Here is an 18,191-nt window from a genome sequence, read left to right as displayed (position 1 = left end):
GAAGTAAGAGTGAATGGCCTGTTTTTTTGATTAATACAGCATGGAGCGGCGCAGACTAGTTGATGCACAATATCAGGTTTGTTCCGTGTCCAGCGCTATTTCAAAAATGTCATGATCTCCGTCAATATTTTTTAACGAGCTTTGAGTCCCTGTTTTTATACAATTAAACCTGGACTTTACTCTTGTATGGGTTGAAGCAGAGAACTTAATTTCTCCTTTTTTTGCCGTGTTTTCAATCCGCGAAGCCAAATTTACATGAGGTCCAATAGCCGTGAAATGATCTCTGTTGTCTGTGCCTAAATTGCCAACCAGCGCTGATCCTGTACTTAGGCCACAACCAAGCCCGATATTGATATTTTTGGCTGAGGCCCGCTGCCAAATATTGGCCCATTTGTCGAAGATAGCATTAAACTTAGTGCGAAGTTTAATGGCCGCTTCCAAGGCAAGAATGGCATTTTTATCTTCATTCGCTTCGCCTTCTTCAAAAGCACCAAAAATGGCCATTACGCCATCGCCGATAAATTTGTCTACTATTCCATTGTGCTCAAATATCACGTCAGAAGCCATTTCAAAAAACTCTTTTAGGAAGCTAGCGATCAGGTTGTTAGATCCTTTTAGTTGCTCACTCAACGCCGAAAAACCCCTAATGTCCCAAAAAGCTATAGTAACAACTCTGTTTTCTGGTTCCAGTATCTTTGGATTCTCGGTAATTTTCTTAAATATTAACGGATCAAAATACCGGCGGAAAAAGTCGATTTGTCGTTGTGAAGCAATTAGTTCCATCGCTTTTTTTCTGCTGAAAAGGGCACTTTTAGTTTTATAGGCCAGTTCGTCGGCAGTCTTTACACCGGGCGACGATTTCTCAAGACAGTCAAATGCCCCCTGCTCAAATGCGTGTTTTCGGTCAAGATTGGTACCATCAGCGGTGATAATAATGACCATTATTAACGGATCTTTATTTTTAGCATGCTCTAATATAGTAATGCCACTATTCGGGGTATCCATTATCAAGTCGGTAATGATAACATCAATAGCTCTCGAGCTAATTAACTCAATTGCCTGAATATCATTACTCGCTGTAAGGATTATAGCGTCCTGCAGCTCATCCTCAAGGCTTATCTTATAGCCTTTTAGTACGCGATGATCATCGTCAATAATTAGTATAGTGTCCATGCTAGGGTTTAATCGTTAAAAGAGGAAGCGTAATCTCAAACTTGGCCCCGACTGTGTATATCCCATTTTCTACAATCGTTCCATTCAACAATTCAATATTGCGGTTAACAATGGCAAGACCTATTCCTGTGCCGTGGTGATAAGTCGTTACAAAAGGGCTAAAAATTGTTTTCTTATCTATATCAGGAATGCCGCCTGCATTGTCAGAAAAGACGATTTTTAGGTATTCCGAAGGCGTACTACCATTAATCGAAGGTTTCATGAAAGTATCCAGCTCAATCAAGATCTCTTTTGGGTTTACAGGAGATTTTTCTAGAAAATGGACTGAATTGGTTATCAACTCATCAATACACTGTTTGATCTTTTCTTTATCTATCCACATTTTTATTGATTCATCGACTGTATAATTCGAAATAAACGCCGTATTTGTGTTCTTTGAACTTACAGTAAATATGTTTTTTTTCTTGCCTATTTTGATTGAGCATTTTATTCTACCTTCTTTTATTCCCTGGCAAGAATGGCTAATTATTTTTACTATATCGGTGAACTGATAGTTTATCTGCTCGTTTTTTGTCAACGACTTAAACTCTCCTAAAATGTGTTTTACATGCTCTACCGACTCATTTATGTCATTTAAAAGAGACATAAGACCTTTTGTATCGTTGGCACGTAGTTTTTTTATAGATTTTCCAACAAATGTGTCGATTGCCTCTACGGGATTACCAATTTTATGCGCTGCTTTATTAGCTACATCCTGCCAGGCAAGTTCACGTTCATCCCGTACAACGATATCTCGTTCCGTTTTTATCTTTACAGTCAAATTTTGTATAGTACTTTCAAGGTCAGCTAACAGATTTGACGCTTCGTTGTAACTTGTTTGAGCACTACTATAAGCCAAACAGCAGATAATGATTATGAATGATATTCTTGAATAGGGTATCAACAGTAATGAGCTTTTTATATCTATATTGAGGTAATGCAATGTGGTCTGTTGTGTCAATAGCAATATTAACAACGTGGTTATGGTGAAGAACGTTAACACCTTTAGCTTTCTCTTCCAGAATGTGACCACCAGCGAATAGCCAAAAATGAGTATGGTTAAAATGGAGAGTAAGAAATCGGGTATCGTGGCTATGAATACATTTACTGAGTTCAGGTACAGAGTTGATTCGATCAGTATGACAATCAGACATACTGAAACTAGAACAATATTTATCTTGACCCTATTTCTCGTTATATAGTTCGGAGCAAACTGTAAATAACCTGTGCCTATTAGTAAAAATAAATTGTTTATTGTTGAAAATATACTTTTTAACATACTACTGTTAAAGTACGTTTTGGCAATAGCTGACTCTAAGAAAGACCCCGAAACGCCCCATATAAAAAGTGCAGCGCCCAACAGTAGTAAGCCATAATCTCTATTCTCGGCTAGTTTACGTTGATTATTGTAGTAAAGCGTATACCACAAATTTGTGATTATTATACTTGAGGTAAATGAAATCAATACAACAATCCAAGAGCTAAACTCTTTAATTTCAGGAACCATAGCTTAAGGCAGACGTGTGGATGGGATAGTAGCAAGGCCAAATGTAGTCTGCTAGCTATTGTATGTCAAGTTCTTAAGCAGACTCATTAGCTGATCCATGCTACGTTCAGACTGGTGGCGTTCGGCGATCTTTTCGGCCAGGCGCTGCCCCTGTTTTTGGCGACGTCCGGCATCGTTGGCCAGTTGACGAATGGCGTGGCTCATGGCGGTCAAATCGAGGTAGGGCACTACCACCCCACCGTCGGTTTCGACCAGTTCGGGCGCGCCACCCGCCCCGGCAAAACAGACCACGGGCAGGTTGGTCAGCCCGGCCTCCAGCACCACCAGCGGGTACGGGTCTTCGCGGGAGCAGAGCAAAAAAATGTCGAACCGGGCCATGTAGCGCAGCACGTCGGGCGTGGGTTCTATAAAGTGGACGCGGTCGGTCAGCCCCGCCTTTTGTACGTCGAGCCAGAGTTCATCATAGAGGGTTGGCGCGCCGGGTTGGGCTGTTTTTTGGGGCTTCGGCATACCCACCCAGACAAAATAGACGGGTGTTTCAGCGGGTTGATTCACCATCCGGGCTAGGGCCACAAAGAGGTCGTTTCCCTTCCGCCACTCGGCATTGCCGCAACCACCCACCACAACGGCATCGGCAGGTAAATCGGCTAGATAAGGCAACGGAGGCCTGTTTTCACCTGCCTGCGCCGCGGCCACCCGCGCCCGAATAGCCGCCACGTCGATCAGCGTGAACAGGCTCATCTTCGCTTCTGGTACGCCATATTCGGTATGGTAGAACTGCATCGTAGCCCGCGATACGGTAAGCAGATGCTGGCAACGGTTTAACAAATAAGCCAACTCCTCTGGCCGACTGTATAACCCTACCGACATGGGCAGTTCGTGCAAATAGGCCACCACCGGTACGTGGTCAGGCAACGCCAGCCGTTGCAGCCACCGCCCGCCCGATACCGTATTGACCAATACGGCATCTACCTCATTCAGCCCTAATGCCTGACCCACCGCATCGCGGCGTTTTTGTGCCTCTCGGTCGGCTCGTTGTTGCCAGAGGTTCAGTTTCCCCAGCACCTTGTCGGCTACGGGGCCAACCAGATGTGGCTCATCGGCGGGCCAGATGACCACCGTAGCCAGGGCGCGGTATTGCTCTAGCAACTCCCCCCCGCTGCCCAACAGCAGGCGCATAGCCACGCCGCGTTCGCTCAGCAACTGCATCATATGCAGCAGCACCAGTTGAGCGCCCGCCCGGTTTGCGTCATGGCCAATGAGGAGAAGAACCATGGAAAGAGTGATGAGTGCTAAGCGGTAAGTGATGAGTTTGCTGCCGCCAGCGTAACTGTTCTGGCGGCAGCAAACTCATCATTCACCGCTCATCACTCATCGTTTATTTTTAATATGTTTCATAACTGGGTTTGCCCAGCTTTTTTGGGGGGTTGCCGATGTAGACACCCCAGGGGTCGGAGTCTTTGTAGAGGGCCGAGGCCATGCCCAGCAGGGTGCCCTCGGCTACGGTCAGGTAGTCGCGGATGGTGCTGTTGACGCCGAAGAAGCTGTACGAACCGATGTGGCAATGGCCCGACATGACTACGTGCGAGGTAAAAAAAACGTGGTCGTCAATACGGCCGTGGTGACCAATGTGGTTGCCGCTCCAGAGCACCACGTTGTTGCCGATGGTGGTAAACGGCTGGATGGTGTTGTCTTCCAGAATGAAGCAATTCTCACCGATCTCGTTGCCAAAATGCGTGGCTTTGGAGCTTATGTACGAGATAAAGGTGTAGCCTTTTGCTTTGGCGTCGAGGTAAACCTTCTCGCGGTTGCGGTTCATGTTCCGGCCCGTCATAGGCGCAAAAAACTGGTAGTCCGACGGTGGAAACAGCGTCTCCACGTCTTCAAACGCCACAACCGGCAACCCCTTGAAGGAGTCTTCTTTGAGGTATTCGCGGTTGACGGTAAACGCTACTACCTCGTGTTCCGAGTCGTGCGTTAAATAAAAGTGGGCCAGTTCTGCCGTGTCGAGAACCCCGAAAAGGATGATGTTAGCCATGTAGTGAAAGAGCGAAAGAGCGAAAGAGTGAAAGAGTGTTCGCTGTAGTAAACCGCACAGCAAACACTCTTTCACTCTTTCGCTCTTTCACCAATTAAGTCAAAATCTAGTAGAAGCTCCATCGTGGCGGCGGGGGTGTTGTTCATGAGGATGTCCAGGATGGAAAGCCAGGGTACAAAGTCCGCCGTGCCGAGTTGGGGGTAGGCCACGGGCCGGGGCTGAATGAACCGCAACTCGCAGCCAAGTTGGGCAAAAGGCTCCGGTTTATATAGTTCTGTACCGCCGATAGGGTTAATGTAACGTTCGGCACCTTCCTGTCGGCAAATGTCGAGAATGCGCTCCTGTGCCTTCAGGTGGCTGTTTTCGTAGATAGCAGACGAGGCTACCAGGCGTGTGGTGATACCCAGATAAGCCGTCAATTCGCTAAAGCTATGAAAGCAATAGTCGGCAACCGAGACGTCGGACCGCGTGTCGCCCTGGAAACGGATTATGCGTTCGGTCATGGGCATTACCTCGGCAAACTGCGGCGCCTTGCGGTAGCTCTGCTCAATAGTACGTAGCAGCTTATCACGCCATTTGGGTTCGTCAGACAGGGTAATTTCGTTGATGAGCCGGTTTTGGCTGGCGTCTTTCAGCGGAATGGTAAAGAGCAGTTCGCGCCCGTTGGCCAGGAGCCGGTTTCGGTTTATCCAGCCCCGGTTAATAAAGGCCACGTCGTCATAAAAAACGAACGTGTCTACTGCATTCAGCAACTGCATGTAGCCGATGTAGGGCAGGAAATACGGTTGCATGATGGCGAGGGTCATTTGATTTACGAATTACGATTTACGGTTTACGATTTGTTGCTTACGCCTAAGCTCACTCGCGTCAGCCCAAATCGTAAATCGTAATTCGTAAATCATTTCAACTTGCGAAGGTAATAATCTTCGGCCGGTGCGGCGATGTAGGGGCTGTGGGCGGCGGCGGTGTCGGTACCCAGGCGGATGTCGCCGGGGCGGGGTTTAATCACGTTTTTAGAGAAGAAGAGGTACGACGCCCGTTTCGGAATGGGTTGTACACCCTGCTCGAAGGGGTTTATGGTGATGAGCTGCCGCGAGAGGTGCGGGCCGTAGAGCGGGTACTCATAGTCGTCGTTGATGGTACCCAGTGCTACCGTGGCGGTGTCCGGTACAATTTCCTCGAAGCGTTTGTAGGGCACATAGGCGTCGGGGCGGCCAATGGTGAGCAGCTTGGTGCGGTCGGCGGTAAAGGCCGAGGGGTAGGCCACGCCGTCGGGGGTGGTCCAGGCGAAGGGTAAGGCGCGGACGTTCAGAAACACGCAGCACAGCGCCGAAATAGCCCCCAGGGACATGATCAGGGCCACATAGCTCTTCAGGAAAACCCGCTTTGGCCGGTTCAGATCGAGCCTGGGGTGGAGGTAGAGCAGGGCCAGAAACAAACTGGCAAACAGGCCCGTTTCGGTGAAATAGCGCCCTTTGAAGGGGTCGTACGGGGCTGAGTAGGCCAATGCGGCCACATGTAGCACCACCGCGAGACTAAGGTACATGTGGGGTGGCGACCGCAGCACAAACAAGAGCGTCAGCACCAGTAGGGGTAACAATAGCCCGAAGCCAATGACGCCCCAGTAGGGGTTGGCGTTGTAGAAAATAAACCGCCGCTCGAAGGTGAAAGGAATGATGGAAAAGTCGGTCTCTTCGTCGAGGCGCAGGTGCAGTTTATCTTCGGCCACCACCAGCGGCTTGCGCATGGCGCGGTTCAGCTCGTTGCCGGTGGCTGTGTTGCGCAACCCGTCGAGGTTGATGTGGTCATAGCCATATCGCACCACATTCCGCGACCCCTGCTCGAACAAATTCCTCAGCGACCCCGCCCGCTCTACCGATTGGTGGCGGAGCGCAGTAGGTGGCCCAATGGGGTGTCCAAATACTTCGATATTCTTCAAATAGCCCGTAGGGAGCATCCAAAGGCCTATGCCCACCATAATAGCCCCCGCCAGCCGGGCCGTGCGGGCTATGAAAACGTACAGTCGGTTGGTTAGAAAAACGGTGTAGATCATCACTATAAACACCGACGGCAGCAGTAGTGTGAACGTTACTTTGTGCCCCCAGGCAATGCCAAAGGCCATACCAGCCATATACAGATACCGATTGTCGCGACCCAATGGGGTCTCGCTGGCGCGGTAGGCGAAGAGCATATAGAGCAGCACGCTCAGGTAGGCCGTCAGTACGCTGTCGGTTTCGGTGGTGATGGCCTGGGCCAGAAAATCGAGCAGCAGGCCCATGCCCAGAGCCGACAGTAGGCTGGCCGAAAGCCGGCTAAGTGCCGGGGTAGGGGTGATGGCCTGCCGCAACTGGCCAATGCGCTGCACGATACCAAACACGGCCACAAGCGTGATCCAGTAGGCGGTATGGTGAATGAGCTTGAACCCGTTCTCGAACCGGCCCGTGATCAGGTAGCCATAAATCTGAAGGGTACAAACACTCTTAGGGTATGTGTCGATGTTCCAGTTGGTGCCGCCAAAATGCCGCATCGACCCGCGTTGTATATACTGCATCACGCGGTTTAGGTGGCCCGTCATGCTGTCCCACTCATTGGGGGGCGTGAAAAGTACCAGTAGCAGGTTGGTAATGCCAATGACGAATAGCGTGGTCAGCAGCCCGCCGAAGAGTACTTTTGAATACAGGGGCAGGGCATCAAAACTGGTCTTCGCTAGTTGCCAGCGATTGGTAATCAAGCTTTTAGGCGAAAACGGAACTGGATTGCCCGCCAGCCAGCGCAGTGCCGAACCAATGATAATTTCTGTGAAAAATACGCTCAACGCCCAGGTCCATACCTGCGCCGTGAGGTACAGTCCCGACAGGATAAAGCCTGTAAGAATCACCGAACCCACGCCCAGCAAGAACGTGGTTAGCAGCCATTCGGTGAGCGATGGGCGGGCAATGCGGGCAGCAAACCAGCCCGTGAAACCGATAAAGAGCAGTAGAAAAATAACCATGCAGGGTGGCGGGCGGGTTAAACAATCGCCTCGGCCACGGCTTCATTCACCAGTCGGCACACGCGCTCTACGTCGGCCTCGGCCAGGCCTGGATAGAGTGGCAGGCACAACACCCGGCGGGCAATATCTTCTGAAACGGGGCAGGGCTGGGCGTCTTTAACAAAAGGCAGCGTATTAAGCGAGGGATAAAAATAGCGGCGGGGCGTGATCTCGTCACCCTTTAGCACCTCCACCGTACGCAACAATGCCTGCTCCGATTCCAGTACTACGGGGTAGTAGGCGTAGTTGTACTGCGTCATGCCGGGGGCCAGAGTAGGCCGTTGCAGCTTAGTGAAGTCTAGCTGAGCATCATAGAGGGCAAAAATTTCCTTCCGGGCGGCAATCAGTTCGGGCACTTTGGGCAACACACACAGACCCATAGCAGCATGGAACTCCGAGTTCTTTGCGTTGATACCCATGCTGAAATAATCGTCGTTGCGGTGGCCAAACGTGCGGAAATGCTGAATGGTGGTGGCCAGCGTATCGTCGGGCGTGACAATGCAACCGCCTTCGACGGTGTGGAATACTTTGGTGGCGTGGAAGCTGCATGTGCTTACATCACCGTAATCCAGCAGCGACCGGTTGTTGTATTCGGCACCAAAGGCGTGAGCACCGTCGTAGATCACTTTCAGCTTATACTTGTCGGCCAGGGCCTGAATGGCCTCGATCCTGCATGCATTACCGTAGACGTGCGTAGCCAGAATAGCCTGAGTATTCTCGGTAATGAGCGGCTCAATCAGGTCGGTGTCAATCGTGAAATCGTCGGCGCGGATGTCGGCAAAAACGGGCGTACAGCCTTCCCAGAGCAATACGTTGGTGGTGGCTACGTAAGAAAACGGCGTGGTGATCACCTCTTTATTAATGCCCATGGCCTTCAGCGCCAGCTGCATCACTACGGTACCGTTGGAACAAAAACGCAGGTTTTTCAGCCCCAGAAAAGCCATCATCTGCGTTTCCAACTCGCGCACCAGTGGTCCGTCGTTGGTCAGATAAACCCGATCCCACACCCCTTTCAGGAGTTCGGTGTATTCTTCGAGAGTAGGTAAGTAAGACTTCGTAACGTTGATCATGGAATGATGGGTTCAAGGGCTTCCACGCGGAAGGGGAACTGGGGCCGGACGTAGCCGGGCCACTTGCCATACCAGGCTACCCCCTCGCGATAGTCTTCCACATCGAAGGTAATGCCTTCCTCCATATTATACAGCGGCGTCACGGTGTCCTTTACAATCATCACCGAGATTGTGTACGTACCATCGTTCAGGAAATACCCTGGAATAACGCACTCACCTTGAATAAGTCCTTTACCATAGGGCTGCGACTGGCTGCCCACGTTAAAGATGCATTCGCCTGTGAGCGAGTAGAGGTGCAGGCTCAGGTTCAGATTGGCGCGGTCCATCATGTTCCAGAACTCAAACTGTACGCGCATGGACGTTCGCACGTCGATATGCGTCAGGTTGTCGGGGTAGTCGGGGATCAACTCCATCCGGTGAACACGCACCAGATCATTACCGGGGGCTTCTTCGGGGGTTTTCCATTCGCGCCGCAGCCGCGTCCGGGCTACTTTGCTTAGGTACGACGCGATCACCTGGTTGGTTTCGCCCTGCTCAATCAACTGTCCTTTTTCAAAATACAGCGTCTTGTTGCACAGTGCTTGCACGGCGGTTAGGTTGTGGCTCACAAACAGAATGGTGCGCCCACTGGCCGAATTGTCACGCATTTTGCCGAGGCTCTTCTTCTGAAATTCGGCGTCACCCACGGCCAGGACTTCATCCACGATCATGATTTCGGGGTTGAGGTGCGCCGAAATAGCAAAGCCGAGCCGCACGTACATGCCTGACGAATAGCGCTTTACAGGTGTATCGAGAAACCGTTCCACGCCGGCGAAGGCCACGATCTCGTCGAACGACTGTTTAATCTCGTCCTTGCGCATACCCAGCAGCGACCCGTTCAAAAAGATGTTTTCGCGGCCTGTGAGTTCGGGATGAAAACCGGTGCCTACTTCCAGCAAACTGGCCACCCGCCCCCGAATTTTCACCGAGCCGCTGGTGGGTTCGATGATCTTGCTCAGGATTTTCAGGAGTGTCGACTTGCCCGCCCCATTGTGACCCACAATACCCACGCGGTCGCCCTGTTCAACAGAAAAATTTACGTCGCGCAACGCCCAGAATTCTTCGTGGGTCAGCTCGTCAGTATCTTCTTTGGGGCCAGCAAACCAGCCTTTCACGGTATGCGTAATGGCATCGCGAATGCTGCTGCTGCCTTTGCCCCGCTTGTGGTCAATGATGTATTGCTTACTGATATTTTCAACCGTGATGACGGACATGGATGGGGGGACCGTTAAATATCGTCGACGAAGGAATTTTCCCGTTTGCGGAAGAAGTAGAGCGAAAAGCTCAGGCAAATGAGGGTGATACCGACCGAATATACTAAACTCTGCGGGTTCAGATGTGTTTTGCCGCCTAGTAACGACCAGCGGAACCCTTCAATAATGCCTACCAGCGGGTTCATGATGTAGTATTTCTCGAACCATTTGCCCGCCACTTCCCGGCTGCTGTAGGCAATAGGACAGGCGTAGAAACCAATCTGTACCAAAAACGGAATTAGCTGCCCTACATCGCGAAACCGGACGTTGATGGCCGAAAAGAATAGCCCGAAGGCAAAGGCGGCGAGCATGGCCAGCAGCACAAACAAGGGCATGTAAATCAGGTGCCAGTCGGGTACGTAGGCATACCAGATAGCTACTATGATAAATAGTACCATCGTGATCAGGAAATCGATCAGGCTCACAGCCACGGCGCTCAGGGGCATTAGTAAGCGCGGAAAATAGACCTTGCTGACCAGATTGGCATTGGCCGTTACGCTGGAACTGATCTGGGTGAAGGCGTTAGAAAAGAAGGTCCAGATGGTAATGCCGCTCAGTACCATCAGGGGGTAGGGCACCCCCGGGTCGGCCCGGAGCTTGGCAACCATGCTGAAGACAAACACCATCACCAGCATGGTCGCCAGGGGGCGAATCAGGCTCCACGACGCGCCCAGTGCGGTTTGTTTATACCGCACGGAGATATCGCGCATGGACAGAATAAGGAGTAATTCGCGGCTACGCCAAAGGTCGCGCCAATAATAGCGTTCGGGTCGCCCCGCTTGTATAATGACTTCCTGGGTTTTCATCAACTACTCTTCCTTCCCCATTTTGCTTAGGGTTTCGCGCAGGAAAATGCCTACGATGCCCAGCACCAGTCCAATGGCTACACCCGCCTGCGTACCAATTCGCCCAGGCACCTCTTTATAGAGGGGTAAATACACGTCTTCGATGATCGTAAACAGGGGCTGTTCCCGAATCAACGATAGCCGCATGTTATCAAGCTGGGTGAGGGCAGCGTAGTACTGCGATGTCAGAAAAGACGAACTGCGTTGTAGGCGACTCTCGTTCATCTGACTCTGCGCCACGATCACCTGCTGATTTTGGTTCATGTAGTTGGCCAGCTTGTTTTCCGTACCCGTCATCACCCTCCCTAGCGAGTCAACGCGGTGGCTAAGCAAACTGAGCATATCGCGGGTTTTCTTCGTTTGCTTCTTCCGGTAGTCGTCTTCGATAGTCAGGATGTGGTTTTCTACCAGCACCTTCGAAAGCATTTCATGTTCGGTAGTAGCGCCCAGTGCCATAAACGATGACCGGCGGTCGACACCTTTTATACTTAACTCGCCCAGCAGCCGTTCGTAAATGATGGCCATCGCGGTGTTGTCATCTTTGGTGTACTCTTCGCGGGTTTTGGCGCGGGGGAAGAAAAAGTTTTTAAACTCTTCGCTCTTCTCCCATTCTTTTTCGCGGATGCCGCTATGGGCAATGTAGTAGTTCACCATGAGCGTATCACGACCATCGATCTTGACGGTTTTCATGAGCGTTTTTTCTACCACAGGCCGCGATTTGGCATACTGGATGAAGTTTTCGCCCGAAAAGATGTTGGCATCAGGAGCTGCCTGACCTACGCCAAACGCACTGGCCAGCGCCCCCAGGTCGCCCATGCCACCCATACCGCCGCCACCCCCGCCGCCCAGGTTGAAGACGATCTTGGCTGAGTAGGTGGTTTTTTTAGTAGAGGACGCATCAATAAGATAGCCAATAACGAGGCCTAGCAGAATGGCGGCTACCAAAATATACCAGTTGCGGCGAATCACCTGTCGGAACTTGGCGGCCCGTGCTACAACGGCCTTAGGCGAAATTTGATCCGGCGGCAGGGTCTTACCCATTGCATTGTTGCCGGGTTGTGTCGTTGGTGTCATACGTTGACTAGTTGATACGCGACAGGAGGAGTACCGTGGTGATGAGGCTGATCAGCGAGCCGACAATGCCGGTTGCCTGACCCAGAATCTGCTGCGGTGTGAGCGGTGTGCGGCGCGACTGCGGCACCACTACCAGCGCACCCGGCTCGATGCGGGGGTACAGGTTGAAAAACATAAACTTACGGGTACGGTCTACCGAGCCGTTGGCATAGACCACAAATGACCGGTGCCGCTGCGATTTGTCGGTAAAACCACCCGCTTGCGAGATATAATCCTGGAAAGTTTGTCCGCCCCGGTATTTCACGGTGGTAGGCAGCAACACTTCACCACCAATTCGCACAGTCTCCAGGCGCTTAGGAATGCGTAGCACATCGCCAGCCTGTAGCAGGATGTCTTCTGATGAACCCGGCCGGGCCAGAATGCGACGAAGGCTGATGCCAATGGCTTCTTCTTTGTCTGTAGTAGCCGTCTCGACCTCAACAACTGATTTGCGCGAGTCATCGGCAAGTTCAGTTACCGCCCTGTTCTGGTTGTCTAATTCAGCTTGCGTAAGCTGCACACGGCGAATCAGGGTAGCTCCGTCTACATAGGCCTGAGGGGTAAGACCACCTGAACCTGCTACCAGATCAGAGATTTTCATGTCTTTCGACTTGATCGGGTACTGGCCGGGAATGATGACTTCGCCTTCTACTTCTGCAAACGTTTGTACCTGGTAGCTCGGCGACCGGCGCACGATCACCTGGTCGTAAGGGAGCAAGAAAAATTTGGTATCGTTGCTCAGGTCTAGGTTCCGGTCTACGCTGAAGCGAAACACCTCGGCGGTCTGTGCGTTGAGCGCACTTGGGTCAACGTCTTTTTTGCGACGCACAATCTCGATCATGCCCGTTGCTGCCGACTCTTTCAACCCACCTACCCGCACAAAGGCATCTTCCAGCGTTAGGTTCGAGATATACTGAACGGGGCCGGGACGATTTACCTCGCCCTGAATTGAGATGTCGCCATATTCGGCCAGATCGAATTTCGAGTTTACCGTTACAACATCTTCCCGTTGCAGAATCACGTCGGGGTCGGTACCGGCAAGCACCTTCGTCAGGTCGACGGTAATGTTTTCCATGGTGAGGTCTTCGCGGGTGCGGCTGATATTCACCCGGCCCATCAGGGCATCACCCTTGGGACCTTCGGCACTTGTTACCAGCTCTTTCAGCGTCTTGTTCTGATCCAGCGAAAACACACCGGGGCGGTACACCGCACCGGCAATGGACACCTGGTTTTCGTAGCGGTTCAGCACTTGTTCTACCCCCACCACATCGCCGTCCTGCATCGTGAAGGTCCGGTACTGGTCGGCCAGCACGTCGATCACTTTAATCTCGCGGTTGGTGAGGCGCGTCACTTTGATCCGGTTTTTGTAGGCGTTGGCCGTAAACCCACCTCCATAGAACAGCAACCGTTCCAGCGTCTCGGTCGGCATCAACTCGAAAATGTTGTTGCGGCGGGTAGTACCCGTAAGTTCCACGTGCGAGATGTAGCCCGGAATGCGGATATTGTCATTGTCCTGAAGGCGGATGTTGTTCCGTAGCACACCCGTCAGCAGCAGATCATACAGGTCAATGGTGGCAATGACGCGGCTGTTGCGGATTACCTGAATGTTGCGGAATGACCCCAGTTCGCTGGGACCACCCGACGCGTAGATCACGTTCATAGCCGACGACAGCGACGAGATTGAATAGGTGCCCGGCTTGATGGCCTCACCCAGCACCGACACCCGGATGCTGCGAATGTTACCCAGCGTAATTTCGAGATAAGTGTTTTTGGGGCCGTAGGAACTGTTTTTCAACCCTACGTAGATTTTTGCCATCCGCTCGGTGATGCGGGTTTTGGCGGCTTCAACCGTGAGGCCGGCTACGTGTACGGGGCCAATGCCTTTGGGCAGGTAGATGTTGCCTTCGGGCGTAACGGTCTGCTGAATAGACTCATCCTGAACCCCATACATGCTGATGTTTACCTGGTCATTGGTACCCAGTACATAGTTGACCGGCGTAGCAATGTTGATATTTGGTTGGAAGGTAGTAGCTAGTGAGGGGTTATTGAACAGCTCGAAGCCGAACAGTTTCCGCCGAACAGCAGCCCGCTCATTGGCTTTGGTAGCCTCTGCCTCAGACTGGCCATTATCCTTTAAGCCATCATCTGTTCCCTCTTCCGAAGCGTTTAGGGGCACGTCACCCTGGTTTACGGTGCCATCGGCGTTGACAGTGCCGGCTGTACCCTGACCGTTTTGGCCGCGTTGCCCATTTTGCGTGGCTTGTCCATTCTGGCCTACCTGACCAGTAGTGCCTGTCTGCTGACGGCCGCCGGTGTTGCCCTGGGTAGCCTGCCCGTTGGTGGGCGTGGTACCCGTGCGGTTGGCTCCTGTGTTGCCGTTTGTCTGGCCAGTCCGATTGGTGGGTGTGCTGCGGCCATTACCCTGCGACGGGCTAACCTGAACACCCTGGGGTAATTGTACCCCTTTGGGTATCTGCGTACCGGGTGGCAGTTGAATCGTGGTGCCGCCAGCGGCGGGTGCGCCACCCGATGAAGGGGCAATCTGAGCGTGGGTGCTGAAGGTGCTCAGGAGTAGACCGGCAATGGCAATGGTTCGTGCGGTGAGTGTGGCGGTCTGGTCTACGAAGCTGACAAAAGAAGAAACCCTGGCGAGTTGGAAATGGGGCAAATTTTGCATATTTTTAAGATGTCAACCCTAACATAGCGGGTCTTGCTTAGTACTAATGAGTAAACGTTCTTTATTGTTTTTATGATATTTCAGCACTTTCAGCGCCCAAAGTAAACGAACTTTTGCCGTAATCTAAACAGTTTTCTATTTATTGGAAGGGTCACATCCAGCCCTGGTGGTGGTATGATTTTTCCGATGTTGGCAAAAACCAAGGCTACACATTTAAGTAAGTAAACAACCATAAACCATTTCTCTCGTACATGGCCGACAGCCCACAATCGTCTGTACAATACAACGAAGACAGTATCCGCTCGCTCGACTGGCGCGAGCACATTCGCCTCCGGCCCGGTATGTATATCGGTAAACTTGGCGACGGTGCCGCCGCCGATGATGGCGTGTATGTGCTCCTCAAAGAAACCATCGACAACTCCATCGACGAACACGTGATGGGCAACGGTAAGGTGATCGATATTAAAGTGACCGACCACCGCATTGAGGTGCGCGACTATGGCCGGGGTATTCCCCTGGGTAAGGTGGTCGAGGTGGTTTCCAAGATCAATACCGGCGGCAAATATGACTCTGGGGCCTTTCAAAAATCGGTGGGCCTCAATGGCGTTGGTACCAAGGCCGTCAATGCCCTGTCCGGCTATTTTCGCATCCAGTCCTTTCGCGATGGCCGCACCGTCTGGGCCGAATTTGAGCGCGGGGTGCTCACCAAACAGGGTGATGAAGAAACCAGTCAGCGCAATGGTACGCTCTCTGTCTTTGAGCCCGACGACACCGTTTTCAAGAACTTCCACTACCGGGGTCAGTTTGTCTCTGACATGCTCTGGAACTACTGCTACCTCAACGCGGGCCTGATCATGAATTTCAACGGGCAGAAGTTCGTCTCACAAAACGGCCTGCTCGACCTGCTGCGCAGCAAGCACAAAGAAGACGACCTGCGCTACCCGATCATTCACCTGAAAGGCAATGATATTGAGGTGGCCATGAGCCACGGCAACCAGTATGGTGAAGAATACCATTCATTTGTGAATGGCCAATACACCACGCAGGGCGGCACCCACCAGAATGCCTTTAAAGAGGCCATCGTGGAAACCATCCGTAAGCACTTCGACAAGAACTATGATACTACCGACATTCGGGCCAGTATCGTAGCGGCCATCAGCGTTCGGGTGCAGGAACCCGTCTTCGAGTCGCAGACCAAGACCAAACTGGGGTCGCAAAATATGGCTCCCGAAGAAGGGGCACCCTCGGTGCGGTCGTTTGTGATGGACTTTCTGAAAGAACGCCTCGACGACTTTCTGCACATGAATCCGGCGGTGAAAGATGCCCTCAAACGGCGCATCGAGCAGTCTGAACGGGAGCGTAAAGAACTGGCGGGTATCAAGAAACTGGCCAACGAACGCGCCAAGAAAGCTAACCTGCACAACAAAAAACTGCGCGACTGCCGCATTCACCTGCCCGATTTGAAATCGGACGACCGGCTCAACACAACCCTGTTTATCACAGAGGGTGACTCGGCAAGTGGGTCGATCACCAAGAGCCGCAACGTGCAGACGCAGGCAGTGTTTAGTTTGCGGGGAAAACCACTGAACTGTTTCGGTATGACCAAAAAAGTGGTCTACGAAAACGAAGAGTTCAACCTGCTCCAACACGCCCTCGACATTGAAGAAGGCCTCGACACGCTACGTTATAACCGGATCGTGATCGCCACCGACGCCGACGTCGACGGGATGCACATCCGGCTGTTGATGCTCACGTTCTTCCTACAGTTTTTCCCCGACCTGGTGCGCAACGGCCACCTGTATATATTGGAGACGCCGCTGTTTCGGGTGCGGAACCCCAAAAAGCACGAGGAAACAACCTATTGCTATTCGGAAGACGAAAAGCAGAAGGCCACCAACAAACTGGTGAAGGCAGGCAAAAAAGCCGAAATCACGCGGTTTAAAGGCCTTGGCGAAATATCGCCGGAGGAGTTTGGCCTATTCATTGGCGAAAACATGCACCTGGAGCCGGTCATTATGGAGAAAGATGCTTCGGTGCCCAAACTGCTGAGCTACTATATGGGTAAAAACACCCCCGACCGCCAACGCTTCATCATCGACAATCTCCGCGTTGAAAAGGATATAGAAGATGTAGCGCTTGTTTAAGTGGTAAGTGCTAAACGATGAGTGGTGAGTTTGATTCCGCAAGAATAGGCGCGGAAGCAAACTCACCACTCATCGTTTAGCACTTACCACTTATTTTTACCCCCATGACCCTCGAATCACTCCGTAACGGCATTGATGCCCTTGATGACCAACTGCTCGACCTGCTCAACCAGCGCATGGAACTAGTGCGCAAAGTGGGCGAAGTGAAGCGGTCGGCCAATACTGTGATCTACAGACCCGAACGCGAAAAACAAATTCTGGACCGGCTGCATAACCAGAACAGCGGTTTGCTGAACCGGTCGGCTATTGAGGCCATCTTCCTGGAAATCTTCGCCGTGTCGCGCAACCTCGAATTACCCGAACGCGTGGCCTACCTGGGGCCGGAGGGGAGCTTCACGCACCAAGCCGCCGAAAGCCGGTTTGGTGCCATGAGCGCCTACATGGCCCTTCCCACGATCCGGTCGGTATTTGAGAGCGTCGAAACGGGGCGGGTGCGGTTTGGGGTGGTGCCCATCGAAAACAACCAGGAGGGCGTAGTGAGTGAGGCCATCGACCTGCTGCTGGAAAAAGACCTGCGCATTGCCGCCGAAGCCCAGATTCCGGTGCATTTTACCTTCGCCACCCAGGCCGAGAACCTCGCCGACATCACCCACATCTACTCTAAAGACATTGCGTTTCGGCAGTGTAGCCGGTTTCTGAGCGACTCATTCGATGGCATGAAAGCCGAATTTGTCCCTGTTGAGTCAACCTCAAAAGCAGCCAAGATGGCGGCGCAAAACCCCAAAACGGCTGCCCTCTGCTCACACATTGCAGCCAAGCTGTTCGACGTGCCGGTGCTGTTTGATAACATTGAAGACAGCGACCTGAACCGGACGCGCTTCCTGATTCTGGCCAAAGATTTCGCCAATCAGCCCAGCGGTCAGGACAAGACCACGCTCATTGCCAAATTGCCCAACACCGAATCACCGGGGGTGCTGGCCGATTTCTTACAGGAGTTCAGCAAGCGCCAGATCAACATTACCAAGATCGAAAGCCGCCCCCTTCGCAACGGGGCCACGTTTCAGTACTGGTTCCTGCTCGAATGCGAAGGCCACGCCGAAGAACCACAATTGCAGGATATCCTGAATCACCACACCGCCGACGTAAAATTACTGGGCAGCTATGTGAGGGTTTCTTAAAGAGAGTTGTAGGTCTGGGGAGTCGTAAGTGGCTACGCGAGTTGGTGGCTTCGCGAGGTAGGCCCCTCGACTGCGCTCGGGGTG

The 18,191-nt window shown here is 52.2% G+C and carries 13 protein-coding genes; 2 read left to right on the top strand and 11 right to left on the bottom strand.

Features of this window, described 5'->3' with window-relative positions:
- Positions 1–72: 72 nt before the first annotated feature.
- The 11 genes from J2I48_RS27470 to J2I48_RS27420 form a co-directional block, all read right to left on the bottom strand.
- Entirely contained in the window at positions 73–1,173 is a 1,101-nt protein-coding gene (locus tag J2I48_RS27470) for an adenylate/guanylate cyclase domain-containing response regulator (protein ID WP_207338747.1), read from the bottom strand.
- 1 nt (position 1,174) lies between these two features.
- A complete protein-coding gene (locus J2I48_RS27465) occupies positions 1,175–2,071 on the bottom strand; it encodes a sensor histidine kinase (RefSeq protein ID WP_207338746.1) in 897 nt (298 codons plus the stop codon).
- A 699-nt stretch (positions 2,072–2,770) separates the two neighbouring features.
- Complete coding sequence (locus tag J2I48_RS27460; RefSeq protein WP_207338745.1) at positions 2,771–3,994, bottom strand: glycosyltransferase family 4 protein; 1,224 nt, start codon at positions 3,992–3,994, stop codon at positions 2,771–2,773.
- 109 nt (positions 3,995–4,103) lie between these two features.
- Entirely contained in the window at positions 4,104–4,757 is a 654-nt protein-coding gene (locus J2I48_RS27455) for an acetyltransferase (RefSeq protein ID WP_207338744.1), read from the bottom strand.
- A gap of 71 nt (positions 4,758–4,828) precedes the next feature.
- Positions 4,829–5,563 carry a WbqC family protein gene (locus tag J2I48_RS27450; protein ID WP_207338743.1) on the bottom strand — a complete coding sequence of 245 codons (735 nt, stop codon included), beginning with the start codon at positions 5,561–5,563 and terminating at the stop codon, positions 4,829–4,831.
- Positions 5,564–5,655: 92 nt separating this feature from the next.
- Complete coding sequence (locus J2I48_RS27445) at positions 5,656–7,749, bottom strand: hypothetical protein (RefSeq protein ID WP_207338742.1); 2,094 nt, start codon at positions 7,747–7,749, stop codon at positions 5,656–5,658.
- Positions 7,750–7,766: 17 nt separating this feature from the next.
- Positions 7,767–8,858 carry a DegT/DnrJ/EryC1/StrS family aminotransferase gene (locus tag J2I48_RS27440; protein ID WP_207338741.1) on the bottom strand — a complete coding sequence of 364 codons (1,092 nt, stop codon included), beginning with the start codon at positions 8,856–8,858 and terminating at the stop codon, positions 7,767–7,769.
- Complete coding sequence (locus J2I48_RS27435) at positions 8,855–10,111, bottom strand: ABC transporter ATP-binding protein (protein ID WP_207338740.1); 1,257 nt, start codon at positions 10,109–10,111, stop codon at positions 8,855–8,857. The genes J2I48_RS27440 and J2I48_RS27435 overlap by 4 nt, the downstream gene beginning before the upstream one ends.
- Before the next feature lie 14 nt (positions 10,112–10,125).
- Positions 10,126–10,956, bottom strand: coding sequence for an ABC transporter permease (locus tag J2I48_RS27430; RefSeq protein ID WP_207338739.1), 831 nt, complete (start codon positions 10,954–10,956; stop codon positions 10,126–10,128).
- A gap of 3 nt (positions 10,957–10,959) precedes the next feature.
- Entirely contained in the window at positions 10,960–12,069 is a 1,110-nt protein-coding gene (locus tag J2I48_RS27425) for a GumC domain-containing protein (RefSeq protein WP_207338738.1), read from the bottom strand.
- 7 nt (positions 12,070–12,076) lie between these two features.
- Positions 12,077–14,785, bottom strand: a complete 2,709-nt coding sequence (locus tag J2I48_RS27420; RefSeq protein ID WP_207338737.1) for a polysaccharide biosynthesis/export family protein — start codon at positions 14,783–14,785, stop codon at positions 12,077–12,079.
- Between the two features lie 251 nt (positions 14,786–15,036).
- Here J2I48_RS27420 and J2I48_RS27415 point away from each other — a divergent pair, with 251 nt between their 5' ends.
- A complete protein-coding gene (locus J2I48_RS27415) occupies positions 15,037–16,929 on the top strand; it encodes a DNA topoisomerase IV subunit B (RefSeq protein ID WP_207338736.1) in 1,893 nt (630 codons plus the stop codon).
- Positions 16,930–17,033: 104 nt separating this feature from the next.
- Complete coding sequence (gene pheA / locus J2I48_RS27410; RefSeq protein ID WP_207338735.1) at positions 17,034–18,107, top strand: prephenate dehydratase; 1,074 nt, start codon at positions 17,034–17,036, stop codon at positions 18,105–18,107.
- Positions 18,108–18,191 lie beyond the last annotated feature (84 nt).

Source organism: Fibrella aquatilis (genome assembly GCF_017353255.1).
Taxonomy (GTDB): domain Bacteria; phylum Bacteroidota; class Bacteroidia; order Cytophagales; family Spirosomataceae; genus Fibrella; species Fibrella aquatilis.
Note: the sequence above shows the minus strand (reverse complement) of the source record. Positions and strands in the feature narration are given on the sequence as shown.